Origin of the sequence: Streptomyces sp. CBMA291 (assembly GCF_014596525.1) — a bacterium.
GTDB lineage: Bacteria > Actinomycetota > Actinomycetes > Streptomycetales > Streptomycetaceae > Streptomyces.
On the sequence record NZ_MSJP01000025.1, the window covers coordinates 1 to 13,571 of the forward strand.

Consider the following 13,571-nt stretch of genomic DNA (forward strand, 5'->3'; position numbering starts at 1 on the left):
GTTCGGCCGCGGAGCCGGGGGCCGCCGCCCAGGGGTGGTGCTCGGCGTGGGGCGGGCGGGCCCGGGCGACGAGGACGGAGGGCCGACCGGCGAGCAGCCGGGGGTCGTCGTCCGGGTCGCCCGGGTTCGGCAGACCGGCGACGGCGCAGAGCAGGCGCTGGGCCGTCGCGGCGGCGAGCAGCAGCGGGAGTGTTCTTGACGCGGAACCGCCGCTGCTTGGGCCGGGGCCGTTCGGGGTGGGGCTGCTTGGGCCGGGGCTGCTGGGACTGGAGCCGCTTGGGCCAGCGCTGCTCGGACCAGGGCCGTTCGGACCGGAGCCGCTTGGACTGGAACCGCTCGGATCGGGGCCGTTCGGGCTGGATCCGCTTGGGCCAGGGCTGCTTGGACTGGAACCGTTCGGACCGGAGCCGTTCGGGCTGGAACCGTTCGAACTGGAGCCGCTTGGGCCGGAGCCGTTCGGACCGGAGTCGGAGCGCAGGCGGGCCGTGATCGCGGCGAGGTCCGCGCGGGTGCGGTCCGGATCGGCGGGCGCGGTGACGAATCCGCCGTCCGTCTCGCACTGCATGCCGACCGCCACGGGGGGATCACCCGCGACGACCAGCACCTGTCCGGCGGGCAGCGCGGCCTTGGTGACGACCGGTACCGTCCCGCCCCGGGCCAGGGCGCGTGCCACCGCGCGGGCCGGCTCGCCTTCCGGATCCGCCGAGGCCACGACCGGGAGCGCGGCGGCGAGCGCCGTCGCCGCGTCCCCCGGGCGTTCGGCCACCGATCCCGGCCAGGGTGGCGGCTGCGTGCCGTGGGGGTGGTCGACCAGCAGGCCGTGCTCACGCAGATGGGCGACGACGACCGCCAGCGCCGCCTCCGCCTTCGGGTGCCCGGCTTCCGCAGCGCTCCGCGGGTCGGCGCCGAGGCGCGCCGACAGGACTTCCCACAGTGCCGGCAGCGAGCGGCTGCCCTCCAGAGTGAGGCTGGTGCCGCGCCCGCGCAGATGCAGCCCGTCCACGAGCGGGGTCACCGCCACGCCCGGGCGCAGCCGGGTGCGCCCGGTGACCGGTTCGGCCGTCACGCCGCCCCCTCGCCCTGGGTGATCACCTGGCCGATGTAGTCCCGCCACCGGTGCCCGGTGAGCCGGGGCACGCTGCGCACGACGAGATGGGCGGCCAGATAGCGTTCCACGGGGCGGACGTCGCAGACCGCGAGGAGCCGGTACAGGGCGTTGGTGCTGGTCCGGTAGACCAGGTAGTCGGTTCGGTCGAACAGCGTCCCGGTGGGATCGCTGCGACTCACCATCCGGTGGAACTCGCTGTAACGGGTGCGCAGTTCGAAGTCCCAGCGTTCGGCGGTGGCCTGGTCTCCGAGGGCGGCCGCGCGGGTCCGGTACTCCTCGCTGCGGCCGGACAGGTCCGCGCCGGTCGCCAGCAGCCGCTCTGCCCGGTCCCAGGCCGTGGCCGACCAGTGCGCCCAGTCCTGTTCCCAGCCGTGCGTGCCCCCGGTCGAGACGCGGCCCACCAGTTCCGTGACCGAGGGACCGCCACGCTCCCAGCGCTCGTCGAAGGCCGAGCGCAGCCGGCCGTCCGGGTCCTCGTGGGTGAGGAAGTCCTCCAGATGGGAGAGGAAGGAGTAGTGCCCGCCGACCAGGCCGTCGGTGTGCGTGCTCGCGTGCGCCGCCAGTGCCGTGACCGCCAGCTGTACCCGGGCCTGAGCCGTGTCGCCGTGCTCGCCGAGGAATGCGCAGGCCGAGGTGATCGCGGGAAGCCCGAGCCGCATCAACTCGTCGCGCAGACGGGCGTGTTCGACTCCCAGTAACGCGTGTACGGTGGCGGTCGCGGCCGGGTCGGCGGGCGTGACCCGGACGGTGTTGTCCGGTACCAGCGGGCCGTATGGTGGCGCGATCAGCTCGGCCCGCCCGGCGACGGCGGCCTCGGCGAGCAGTTGTTCCTCCGTCCGGTCGGCGACGGACGGATGCGCGGCCGACCACGCCCGCAGTCGCTCGGCGGACTCCTGTGCCGCGAGGGCTACCCGCTCGGCCGGTCCCTCCAGTCGTAACCGCAGATGCGGCCCGAACCGCCAGTGCCGTTCGACGTGGGCGTTCAGCCCGCCCTCCGTCGCACGCCGCGCCAGCGGCAGGACGGCCTCACGCAGGGCGCGCGCCTTGTCGGGCTGGTAGTGGTACAGGGTGACGTCCACGACGGTCTCGGCCGCGGGGTGGTCGGTCGGGTCGTTCGTCGTCGGCTCACTCATGGGGTGGCTCCTCGGCTCCGCACCGGCGGGGCGAGCGCGGGACGGACTGGGGGCGGGCAGGGCGGTAGGTCTCCGTGACGAGTTCGACCGCGCGGGCCGGTTCCGCTCGTCCGCCGATGGCGGGCAGGGCCTCCTCCAGCAGGACGCCGTCCGGGTGGCGGCCGAGCCACCGGCCCAGGTGCCGGAGATGGAGCGGGTTGCCGAGGTCGACGGGCTGGGGCTTGGGCGCGCGGAGCTGGATGAGCATGGCCTCGGAGGCCGTGATGTCCGTGCCCGGCTCCGGAGCGGGGTGGAGGAAGAGCTGCTCGGGCAGGCCGAGGTGGGCGCGCCAGCGTGCGACGGTCGCGGCGGGGACGCCGTGCGGGCCGGGGTCGGCGCCGAGTTCGGCCCGCAGGGCGGTGAGGACTTCGGACGGCAGGTGCCAGCGGCGACGGGCGAGGACGATGTGCCGGTGGCGCAGCCGCGGAGTATGTACGACGATGCCGCCGGGGGTGGGCAGGGGGGTGCGGGGGAGCAGCGGGTGGAAGCCCACGATGCCGTTGGAGTGGTCGGTGAGGAGGGGGGCGAGACGCCGCGGAAGCATGACCGGGGAGAGGAAGCCCAGGTAGAGGACGTCGAGGTACTCGCCGGTGGAGCGCAGGCGGACCCTGAGCTGGTCGGTGGTGACGTCGTGGACCAGGTCGAGGTCGCTTTCGGCGAGGCTGGACCAGCGATGGTCGGGTCCGATCTCGTCGGCGACCAGCAGCGGGTGCAGGTTGGCGTTGAAGCCGCCCAGTGGGCGGATCTGGACGGCGCGCGCGCCCTCGTCGAGCCCGGCGCGGATCCGCCGGGCGACTTCGGCCGCTGCCTGCGGGTCGGTGGCGTCGAGGAAGCGGCTGGTGAAGCGCCCCCAGCCGTAGTAGACGTGGTTGACACAGAGCAGGCCTTCGACCGGGTCCCGTTGGACGAACCACGAGTAGCTGAGCGGCCGGGCGGCCGTCCAGTCGGGCAGCCGATCGGCGAGCGCACGCACCTGGCCGGCGGGCAGTACGATCTCGCCGTCCGCCTCGGGGAGGTCGATGAACTCCTTGCGCAGGGAGGCGAGTTCCTCGGGGGCTGTCACATCCGCCCAGACGCTGTCGACGTCGTCGCCGAACTCCCACGGCGTGGAGCAGACGCCGCCGGCGCCGTACCGGGCCACGAAGCGGTCCCGGGCGTCCCGGCGGAGCAGGTGACCGTGGTCGAACAGCTCGGCCAGTGCCGTGAGTTCGGCGAGCGCGGCGCGGTCCGCCGCTCCCAGACGCGGCTGCGGTGGGGCGGGTGCGTGGACGTCCTCGCTGAGGACGTTGAGGGACGCGGGCTCCTCGGGGACGGGCCGGCCCGCGTCGACGAAGACCCGGCGCCAGTCGGCCGCCAGGGCGGAGAGCGCGGCCGGGCGGCGCTCGGCGGGCTCGGCCGGGTACGCGGCCGTGTCGTCGGCGAGTTTGCGCACCTTGCGGGCCAGCCCGGCATCCTGTGGCCACTGATCGAGCCAGTCGGCGAGCCGTCGCAGTGGCTCCGGGTCCTGCGGGTCCACCGGCTCGGTGGGCACCAGGAGCCCGGCGTCGAGGAGTTGGTCGACGAAGCGCCCCACCGCCGGGTCCTCGCCGGGGCGCCCGAGGGCCTCGGCGAGCCGTGAGGCGAGCCGTCCCGGTGGGTCGGGGGTTTCGGTGAGGGCGGCCATCACCGCCAGTTCGGGCCGGGCGCCGAGTTCGACGTCCTCCTCGCGGGCGACGAGATAGCGGCCGCCGCTGAATTCCACCCGCGTCCGCCGGTAGTGGGCCCGCCTGGCGTCGACGCGGGCGGCGCTGGCCATCCGGTGCGGCAGGCTCCGGCCGCGCCGGGGTTCGTCGAGCAGGGCGTCGACCAGCGCTCCGACGAGGGCCCGGTTCTCCCGGACGACCGCGCGCGGGGCGGTCCCCTTCTCGTTCCCGCGCGGTCCGTCCGAGGCCCAGCCGACCGCCGTGAACCAGGACAGCGGGCTCGTCTTGCCGGTCGCCCGCAGCGCGTGGCGCAGTACGGCGGCCTCCTCCTTGTGCGCCCTGCCGCTCCGTTCCGGGTGCGCCTCCGAGGCGTTGACCACCGCGCGCAGCAGGTCGGTGCTGCCCAGGGCGACGGCGCGCCGGAACGCGGGCTCGCGGCACACCTCGGCCAGCGCGCCCCGTTCGGCCTCCAGGGCCGGCGGCACCGCCACGGCGAGCTCGGCGAGCAGCAGGGCGTGCCGCCGCCTCAGCTCCAGCCACTCCGCGAGCCGGGGGACCCGGGCGGGCAGGTCCGCGAGCCGGTCGAGCTGCGCGGGACGCGGCGTGCGGCCGCCGTACAGGGCCCGGCGCAGCGGGAGCACGACCCGTCGGTGGAACTCCTCGCCGTGCTCGGCCCGGCTGGCGTACAGATCGTCGCCGAGGGCGGGCCGGAGAGCGGTGTCGGCGGCCTCGACGTCGGTGAGCCGGGCCAGCAGGTCCCGGACGAGGCCGGACGGGGCGGACTGCGCGGCCCGGATCAGCACCGTGGCGCGCACCAGCGTGGGTGCCGGTGCGACCGGGGCCGGGACACGGTGGGGCACGGCTGAGGACCTCCGATGGGCGGGCGGGGAGGGACCCGGCGCGTCCGCACCGGAACGTGCCGGGTCCCGTGGGTGGTTCGGTGGTTCCGTGGTTCAGCCGCGCGATGTTCAGACGGCCGAGGCCGACGGGTTGAAGACGCTGGTCGTCGGATGGACGATGCTGCTGTTGGAGGAGGAGTTGCAGGAACTGGAGACGGGGCTGCTGGAGGCGCCGCCCTCCGGCAGCGCGATGCTGTCACGCAGCGCGGTGACGGTCAGCTCGCCCAGGTCGAGGTCGTCGAGCGCGAGGGCGTCCTGAGGCTGTTCGGACATGGAGATCTCCCGGTTCTCGAAGTGATGATCGTGACGTGTTGCCGATTCGGTGCATGTGGAGCGAGCCGGACTGGGCGTACGAGGGTCGAACCCCGGCAGGGAGGCGTGCCGGGCCGAGGCCGGGACCGGGGAGGTCCGGGGCGGATGCCGCGGACCTGCGCGTCCCTGTGAGGGCGCGCGGCTCAGATCACCGCGCCCCGCCTCCCGCCGTTGCGCCGGCTCGCAGGCCGAGTCTAGATCGCGGCGAGCGCCGTCGAGCTGGACGGCTTTACATTGGCCGGTAATTCGCTCCCGGTCTCGCCCTCGGCCGTACCCCGGCGGCACGTCGCGGCGCCCGGTTCACCCGGATGCGTACAGTCGTCCGATCCGGCCCGGTCCGGCCCGCACGCCGTCGGTGTGAGGGCCCGGTGAAGGAACCCGTCGTCGCGTTCCCGTCGAACGGGCCAGCTCGACGTCCCGGAAGCAGGCCTTCGGCTCCTCGGCCGCACGGCGCCTCCGCCGGTCTCAGGGGCGGCGCACGGAGCAGGCGCCCCGAGGGCCAGGCCGCCGGCACGATGCCGCTCGAATCCGGCCAGCTCCTCGCGGCACGGCCCCGGGCTTCTCGGCCGTCCGAGCCGTGGTGCGCCGAGGAGCCGATCGCCGAACGGGAACCGCCGGCCGTCCTCCTTTCGACGGGAACCGCTTCGATGGCCGACAGTCCCATGAGACCGGCTGACGGCCCGCCGTGCCCCGAGCCGAAACCCGCTACGGGACCGCCTTCAGGGAGCGAGGGCGTCGAAGGCCGCCGCGCCCGGCTCGGTGAGCAGGGCGAGGACGGACGTCCGTACATGGCGGGCCATGTCGACGGAGCGGTCGAAGAGCCATTGGGACTGGAGTCCGTCCATCAGGGCGGTGAGCCGTACGGCGGCTTCGCCCGGGTCCACGTCCTCGCGCAGGTGTCCGGCCTCGCGGGCGGTGCGCAGGGCGTGGGCGGTGCCGCCGCGGATGCGCGCGTAGCGGTCGGCGAAGTAGGCGTGGGCGGGGTGGGCCGGGTCGGACGCCTCGCCGGAGAGCCTGACGAACAGTTCGATGAGGCCGGGGGAGAGTTCGTTGTGCCCGGCCAGGTCCACCATCCCGCGCAGCACGCCGAGGCCGCCGCCGAGCCGTACATAGGGCTGGAAGCGGTCGCGGTCGGCGCGGTCCCGGTCTTCGAGGACGGCTTGGAGCAGCGCGTCCTTGTCGGGGAAGTAGCGCAGCAGACCGGCCCGGGAGATGTCGCAGGCGGCGGCGAGGTCGAGGACCGTGACGGCCTGGAAGCCGCGCCGCGCGAAGTGGTCGGCGGCGGTCTGGATGATCGCGGCCCGGCGTGCCCGGCCCTTGGCGTAGCCGCCGGAGGCCGCCGTCCCGGCTCCTGAGGAGGTCATGGGGGGACGGTATCAGGATTGCTTGACAGAAAGCTACACCTGTGTAGCAATTGGGCCCACGCCACGCCGCCGTGGCCGGTTCCCTAGGAGCTTTCCATGCTCGAAACCCCCTCCGTGCCCGCGGTGGCCCCCCGGCCGCAGGCACCGCGCGGCTTCGTCCGACGCCTCGCCCTCGGCCAGTTCGGCATGTACCTGGCCGTGCTCGCCCCCGTGATGGGCGGTCTGTCGGTCAGGATCCAGCATCTCGTCGGGCTGGACGCCGCACCCGCCCAGTTCGGCCTGGTCACCGGGACCGGCGCGGTCTTCGCGATGGTCGCCCAGCCGCTCGCCGGGCGCCTCTCGGACCGCTGCACCTCCCGCTTCGGGATGCGCCGCCCGTTCCTCGTCGGCGGACTCGTCGTCATGACGGGCGCGCTGGCGGCCTGCGCCGTGGCTCCCGGCGTCCCTCTTCTGCTGGTCGCCTGGTGCGTGGCCCAGGGCGCGGGGAACTTCGCCTTCGCCGCCGCCGGGGCGACCGTGGCCGACCACGTCCCCGAGGAGCGGCGGGGCAGTGTCTCCGGCATCATCGGCGCGGTCACCCCGCTGGGCATCCTGGCGGGATCGATTCTGCTGTCCGTCCTGCCCGACGACTTCCTGCGGTTCTGCGTGCCCGCCGCCGTCGCGCTCGCCCTCGGACTCTGGTTCGCCCTCCGCCTGCCGGACCTGGTGCGCACCGAGCGGCCGACCGAGCCGCTGACCGTGCGCGGTCTGCTGCTCTCCTTCGTCTTCGACCCGCGCAAGAACCCCGATTTCGGCTGGGTCTGGCTCAGCAAGTTCTTCATCATGTTCGGCTACGGGGCACTCGCCTCGTATCTGACGCTCTTCCTCGCGGCCGAGTTCGACATGACCGACACCGACGAGCAACTGGCCTTCAACGCCCTGGCCAACGGTGTCAGCGTGGCCACGCTCGTGGTCGCCAGCATCGTCGGCGGCACGCTGTCCGACCGGCTCGGGCGCCGCAAGCCCTTCGTCTTCGGCAGCGGGATCCTGATGGCGGCGGTCCTCGCCGGTGTCACCTTCACCCCGTTCCTCGGCGACGCCGGACTCGGCACCCTCCTGGCCCTCGAAGCTGTCCTCGGCCTCGGCGCCGGACTGTTCTTCGCGGTGGACAGCGCCCTCGCCATCTCCCTGCTGCCCGACAAGGCCGACACCGCCAAGGACCTCGGCGTCCTCAACATCGCGAACACCCTGCCGAGTTCCCTCTCCCCGCTCCTCGCCGGGGTCGTCGTCATACCCGTCGGCAACGCCCTGCTCGGCGGCGCCGGCTACTCCCTCTGGTTCGGTCTCGCCGCCGTGTTCTGCCTGGCCGGAGCGGTGATGGTGACCAGGATCAAGAAGGCGGCCTGACCTCCGCCGCCACGGCTTCCCCGCACCCGCAGGCCCCCCCGTACCCGCAGGCCCCCCCGTACCCGCAGGCCCCCCCGTACCCGCAGGCCCCCCCCGTACCCGCAGGCCCCCCCCCGTACCTCCGACGTACCACCGAGAAAGGCCCACCATGAGCACCGAGACCACCTTCCCGTACCAGGACCCGACGCTCTCCGTCGACCAGCGCGTCGAGGACCTCCTCGGACGGCTGCCCATCGAGGACAAGGCGGGCCTCATGTTCCACCCGCTGGGCAGCACCGCCCCCGACCTCGCCGAGCCCGGTCACTTCGGGATGCCGTCCATGGCCACCTTCCTGGAGCGGCGCATCAACCACTTCAACATCCTCTGGGTGAAGACCGCGCGCGAACTGGCCGCCTGGCACAACCACATCCAGCGGACCGTCCTGTCCCGCCCCCTCGGCATCCCGGTCACCGTCTCCAGCGACCCGCGCCACTCCTTCACCGACAACCCGGCCACCGCGCTCATGGCCGGTCCGTTCTCCCAGTGGCCCGAACCGCTCGGCTTCGCCGCCATCGGCTCGCCCGAGCTGGTGCGCCGCTGGGCCGACACCGTGCGCCGCGAGTACGTGGCCGTCGGCATCCGGGTCGCGCTGCACCCGCAGATCGACCTCGCCACCGAGCCGCGCTGGGCGCGCATCAGCACCACCTTCGGCGAGGACGCCGACCTCACCTCGAAGCTCGCCGTCGCCTATGTGCGCGGAATACAGGGCGAGGAGGTCGGGACGGAGTCGGTCTCGGCGATGGCCAAGCACTTCCCCGGCGGCGGCCCGCAGCTGAACGGCGAGGACCCGCACTTCCCGTACGGCCGCGAGCAGGTCTACCCGGGCGACAACTTCGACTACCACCTCGCACCGTTCAAGGCCGTCATCGACGCGGGCGTGGCCCAGATGATGCCCTACTACGGCATGCCGGTCGGCACCGAGCACGAGGAGGTCGGCTTCGGCTTCAACAAGGGCGTCATCACCGACCTGCTCCGCGAGAAGCTGGGCTACGACGGCGTCGTCTGCACCGACTGGGGCATCCTCGCCAACACCTGCTGGGGCGTGGAGGAGCTGACGTACGAGGAGCGCATGGTCAAGTCCCTCGACGCGGGGGTCGACCAGTTCGGCGGCGAGTTCCGCCCGCAGGTCCTCGTGGACCTGGTCAAGGCGGGGAAGGTCACCGAGGAGCGCGTCGACGCCGCCGCGCGACGGCTGCTGCGCGAGAAGTTCCGGCTCGGCCTGTTCGACCACCCGTACCTGGACGAGGAGGCCGCCGAGGCGATCGTGGGCGGCGCCGAGGCCCGCGCCGAGGGCCTCTCCGCCCAGGCGGCCTCGTACGTCCTCCTCGCCAACGCGGCCGAGGGCCCGGCCCGGCTGCCGCTCGCCCCGGGCGGCCTGAAGGTCTACGCCGAGGGCCTGTCGGCCGAGGCGCTGGGCGACCGGGCGACACTGGTCGCGACGCCGGAGGAGGCCGACGTGGCGGTGCTGCGCCTGTCGGCGCCGTTCGAGCCGCGCGGCGAGGAAGGGACCCTGGAGTCCTTCTTCCACGCGGGCTCCCTCGACTTCCCCGCGGAGGAGACCGAGCGCGTACGGCGGATCTGCGCCACCGTCCCGACCCTGCTCGACGTCTACCTGGACCGGCCCGCGATCCTCACCGACGTGGCGAGCGGCGCCGTGTCCCTCACGGTCAACTTCGGCGCGGCGGAGAGCGCCTTCGTGAAGGTCCTGTTCGGCGAGGAGCGGCCGCAGGGCTCGCTGCCGTTCGACCTGCCGTCGTCGATGGCCGCCGTGGAGGCGAGCCGCTCGGACATGCCCTTCGACACGGCGGACCCGCTGTTCCGCTTCGGCCACGGTCTGCGCTACGAGGGCTGACACCCGGTCGAACGGTACGGCCCGCCACCCCGGGAGGGGCGGCGGGCCGCACCATTTCCAGACGCCGAAGGACCTAGGTCGTCTCTTTCGGGTCTTGCCTGGCCCGCGCCGCCCGGCACCGCACCTCGCCGCGTTGTCGAGGCACCCGGGTACGCCCAGTACCCGGCAGCCTCTCCGCCTTGCGATGCACGGCACCGGACGACGCGGGCCTGACCGGCAAGACCCGAAAGAGACGACCTAGAGCCGCCGGAACAGCCCCTCCTGCACCACCGACACCAGGAGTCGGCCCTCGCGGTCGTAGATACGGCCCCGGGCGAGACCCCGCCCACCCGTGGCGATCGGGGACTCCTGGTCGTACAGGAACCACTCGTCGGCCCGGAACGGGCGGTGGAACCACATCGCGTGATCGAGGGAGGCGAGGTCGTAGCCCCGCGGACCCCAGAGCGGTTCGACCGGGATGCGGACCGCGTCCAGAAGAGTCATGTCCGAGGCGTACGTCAGGGCGCAGGTGTGCACCAGCGGATCGTCGCCCAGCGGCCCCACGGCCCGCATCCACACCGCCGAACGCGGCTCCGCGCCGCGCGCCTCCTCGGGCGTCCAGCGCAGCCGGTCCACGTACCGGATGTCGAACGGCTGCCGTCGGGCCATCCGCTCAAGGGCCTCGGGCAGCGCCCCGAGATGGTCGCGGATCTCGTCGGCGACCGTCGGCAGCGTCTCCGGGGCGGGCACGTGCCGGGGCGGCAGCTGGTGCTCGAAGCCCGCTTCCTCCGGCGCGTGGAACGAAGCCGTCAGATTGAAGATCGTCCGGCCCTCCTGCACGCCCGTGACCCGGCGGGTCGTGAACGAACGCCCGTCCCTGATCCGCTCCACCTGGTAGACGATCGGCACCCCGGGCCGCCCCGGACGCAGGAAGTAGGCGTGCAGCGAGTGCACCGGACGCCCCTCCTCCACCGTGCGGCCCGCCGCCACCAGCGCCTGCCCGGCGACCTGCCCGCCGAAGACCCGTTGCAGCGACTCCTGAGGGCTGGCCCCCCGGAAGATGTCGACCTCGATCCGCTCCAGGTCGAGCAGGTCCACGAGCCTCTCGGCGGGACTGTTCACCAGCGCACTCCTCTACGACGGTCCTCTACGGCTGTCCTCTGCGACGGCCCGACTACAGCTGTCCGACGGAGGTCACCCGGACGACCGCGCGGCCCTCCTCGTCGGAGGCGGCGAGATCCACCTCCGCGCCGATACCCCAGTCATGGTCGCCGTTCGGGTCGGCGAACGTCTGCCGGACGCGCCACACACCGTGCGCCGCGTCCTCCTCGATGAGCAGCAGCTTCGGACCGCGCGCGTCCGGCCCGGTGCCGAGGTCGTCGTACTCGTCCCAGTACGCGTCCATCGCCTCGCCCCACGCGTCCGCGTCCCAGCCCGCCTCGGCGTCCAGCTCCCCGAGCGCGTCCACGTTGTCGAGGGCCGCCAGCTCCACCCGGCGGAACATCGCGTTGCGCACCAGGACCCGGAAGGCACGGGCGTTGGCCGTGACCGGCTTGACCTGGTCGGCCTTCTCCTGCGCCTCCTCGGCCGACTGCACCTCCGGGTTGGCCAGCTGCTCCCACTCGTCGAGCAGCGAGGAGTCCACCTGCCGCACCATCTCGCCCAGCCAGGCGATCAGGTCCTCCAGGTCCTCCGTCTTCAGATCGTCCGGGATGGTGTGGTCGAGCGCCTTGTACGCACCGGCCAGATACCGCAGCACGATGCCCTCGGTCCGCGCCAGCTCGTACCAGGAGGTGAACTCGGTGAACGTCAGCGCCCGCTCGTACATGTCACGGATGACCGACTTCGGCGACACCGGGTGGTCGCCGACCCACGGGTGCGAGGTCCGGTAGACGTCGTACGCGTGCCAGAGCAGCTCCTCCAGCGGCTTCGGGTACGAGATCTCCTGGAGCCGCTCCATCCGCTCCTCGTACTCGACGCCGTCCGCCTTCATCTTCCCGACCGCCTCGCCGCGCGCCTTGTTCTGCATGGCGGCGAGGATCTGACGCGGGTCGTCGAGCGTCGACTCGACGACCGACACCATGTCCAGGGCGTACGAGGGGGACTCCGGGTCGAGCAGCTCGAAGGCGGCGAGCGCGAACGTCGACAGCGGCTGGTTGAGCGCGAAGTCCTGCTGGAGGTCGACCGTGAGCCGGATCGTCCGGCCCTCCGCGTCCGGCTCGGCGAGCTGCTCCACCACACCGCCGTCGAGCAGCGAACGGTAGATCGCGATGGCCCGGCGGATGTGCCGCAGCTGCGCCTTGCGCGGCTCGTGGTTGTCCTCAAGGAGCTTGCGCATCGCCTCGAACGCGTTGCCCGGCCGGGCGATCACCGAGAGCAGCATGATGTTGGTGACCTTGAAGCGGGAGGTCAGCGGCTCCGGCTCGGCCGCGATCAGCTTCTCGAACGTGGCGTCGCTCCAGGCGACGAACCCCTCCGGAGCCTTCTTGCGGACCACCTTGCGACGCTTCTTCGGATCGTCTCCGGCCTTCGCGAGCGCCTTCTCGTTCTCGATGACGTGCTCGGGAGCCTGCGCCACGACCAGACCGGCCGTGTCGAAGCCCGCCCGGCCCGCCCGCCCCGCGATCTGGTGGAACTCACGGGCGCGCAGGGTCCGCACCCGGCTGCCGTCGTACTTCGTCAGGGCGGTGAAGAGGACCGTGCGGATCGGCACGTTCACCCCGACGCCCAGGGTGTCCGTCCCGCAGATCACCTTCAGGAGACCCGCCTGCGCCAGCTTCTCGACGAGCCGCCGGTACTTCGGCAGCATGCCCGCGTGGTGCACGCCGATGCCGTGGCGTACGTAACGCGAGAGGTTCTGGCCGAACTTCGTGGTGAAGCGGAAGCTGCCGATCAGCTCGGCGATCTTGTCCTTCTCCTCGCGCGTGCACATGTTGATGCTCATCAGCGACTGCGCCCGCTCGACGGCCTGAGCCTGGGTGAAGTGCACGATGTAGACCGGCGCCTGCCGGGTGTCGAGCAGCTCCGTCAGGGTGTCCGTGATCGGGGTGAGCCGGTACTCGTACGAGAGCGGCACCGGGCGGGTCGCCGAGCGGACCACCGAGGTCGGCCGGCCCGTGCGCCGGGTCAGGTCCTTCTCGAACATCGACACGTCGCCGAGGGTCGCCGACATCAGGACGAACTGGGCCTGGGGGAGTTCCAGGAGCGGGATCTGCCACGCCCAGCCCCGGTCCTGCTCGGCGTAGAAGTGGAACTCGTCCATGACGACCTGGCCGATGTCGGCGTACTTGCCGTCCCGCAGCGCGATGGAGGCGAGCACCTCCGCCGTGCAGCAGATCACCGGCGCGTCCGCGTTCACGGAGGCGTCGCCGGTCAGCATGCCGACGTTCTCGGTGCCGAAGAGCTTGCACAGGTCGAAGAACTTCTCCGACACCAGCGCCTTGATCGGCGCGGTGTAGAAGGTCACCTGGTCGTTGGCGAGCGCGGTGAAGTGCGCCCCCGCCGCGACCAGCGACTTTCCGGAGCCGGTGGGAGTGGAAAGAATCACGTTGGCGCCGGAGACGACCTCGATCAGCGCCTCTTCCTGGGCCGGGTAGAGCGTGATGCCACGGTCCTCGGCCCAGGAGGAGAAGGCCTCGAAGAGGGCGTCGGGGTCGGCGGTCGGCGGGAGCTGATCGATAAGGGTCACACCCCCATCTTGCCTGGATTCCGCTCGGATGAGGGAACCGGCCGTCGGATGGAAGATCACGAACGATAGGATCTTCCGTCGACCGGTCGT

Annotated in this window: 8 protein-coding genes and 1 pseudogene; 2 read left to right on the plus strand and 7 right to left on the minus strand. The window is 72.7% G+C overall.

The window, feature by feature from the left end; genetic code table 11:
• From BU197_RS06960 to BU197_RS06980, 5 genes and pseudogenes are all read right to left on the minus strand, one after another.
• Nucleotides 1-1,066, minus strand: a pseudogene (locus tag BU197_RS06960) (hypothetical protein); the annotation flags it as partial.
• Entirely contained in the window at nt 1,063-2,241 is a 1,179-nt protein-coding gene (locus tag BU197_RS06965) for a lantibiotic dehydratase C-terminal domain-containing protein (RefSeq protein WP_188267331.1), read from the minus strand. The pseudogene BU197_RS06960 and the gene BU197_RS06965, both read right to left, overlap by 4 nt.
• Nucleotides 2,234-4,822 carry a lantibiotic dehydratase gene (locus BU197_RS06970; RefSeq protein ID WP_188267332.1) on the minus strand — a complete coding sequence of 863 codons (2,589 nt, stop codon included), beginning with the start codon at nt 4,820-4,822 and terminating at the stop codon, nt 2,234-2,236. The genes BU197_RS06965 and BU197_RS06970 overlap by 8 nt, the downstream gene beginning before the upstream one ends.
• A 108-nt stretch (nt 4,823-4,930) precedes the next feature.
• A complete protein-coding gene (locus BU197_RS06975) occupies nt 4,931-5,134 on the minus strand; it encodes a thiazolylpeptide-type bacteriocin (protein WP_188267333.1) in 204 nt (67 codons plus the stop codon).
• Between the two features lie 758 nt (nt 5,135-5,892).
• Nucleotides 5,893-6,537 carry a TetR/AcrR family transcriptional regulator gene (locus BU197_RS06980; protein WP_188267334.1) on the minus strand — a complete coding sequence of 215 codons (645 nt, stop codon included), beginning with the start codon at nt 6,535-6,537 and terminating at the stop codon, nt 5,893-5,895.
• 96 nt (nt 6,538-6,633) lie between these two features.
• On the opposite strand from BU197_RS06980, the gene BU197_RS06985 reads away from it, so the two are divergent.
• Both BU197_RS06985 and BU197_RS06990 read left to right on the plus strand, forming a co-directional pair.
• The gene (locus tag BU197_RS06985; RefSeq protein ID WP_188267335.1) at nt 6,634-7,923 is read left to right on the plus strand and encodes an MFS transporter; all 1,290 of its coding nucleotides are present in this window, start codon (nt 6,634-6,636) and stop codon (nt 7,921-7,923) included.
• Between the two features lie 148 nt (nt 7,924-8,071).
• Nucleotides 8,072-9,814 carry a glycoside hydrolase family 3 protein gene (locus BU197_RS06990; RefSeq protein WP_188267336.1) on the plus strand — a complete coding sequence of 581 codons (1,743 nt, stop codon included), beginning with the start codon at nt 8,072-8,074 and terminating at the stop codon, nt 9,812-9,814.
• 237 nt (nt 9,815-10,051) lie between these two features.
• Here the strand turns inward: BU197_RS06990 and BU197_RS06995 are convergent, their stop codons facing one another.
• Nucleotides 10,052-10,915, minus strand: coding sequence for an acyl-CoA thioesterase (locus tag BU197_RS06995; RefSeq protein ID WP_188267337.1), 864 nt, complete (start codon nt 10,913-10,915; stop codon nt 10,052-10,054).
• Between the two features lie 52 nt (nt 10,916-10,967).
• Entirely contained in the window at nt 10,968-13,541 is a 2,574-nt protein-coding gene (locus tag BU197_RS07000) for a DEAD/DEAH box helicase (RefSeq protein ID WP_188267338.1), read from the minus strand.
• Nucleotides 13,542-13,571: the final 30 nt, after the last annotated feature.

Excerpts from the sequence above, each read along its gene's own strand:
- BU197_RS06965 (WP_188267331.1), bottom strand. The coding sequence starts at position 2,241 with ATGAGTGAGCCGACGACGAACGACCCGACCGACCACCCCGCGGCCGAG.
- BU197_RS06985 (WP_188267335.1), top strand. The coding sequence starts at position 6,634 with ATGCTCGAAACCCCCTCCGTGCCCGCGGTGGCCCCCCGGCCGCAGGCA.
- BU197_RS06980 (WP_188267334.1), bottom strand. The coding sequence starts at position 6,537 with ATGACCTCCTCAGGAGCCGGGACGGCGGCCTCCGGCGGCTACGCCAAG.
- BU197_RS06975 (WP_188267333.1), bottom strand. The coding sequence starts at position 5,134 with ATGTCCGAACAGCCTCAGGACGCCCTCGCGCTCGACGACCTCGACCTG.
- BU197_RS06990 (WP_188267336.1), top strand. The coding sequence starts at position 8,072 with ATGAGCACCGAGACCACCTTCCCGTACCAGGACCCGACGCTCTCCGTC.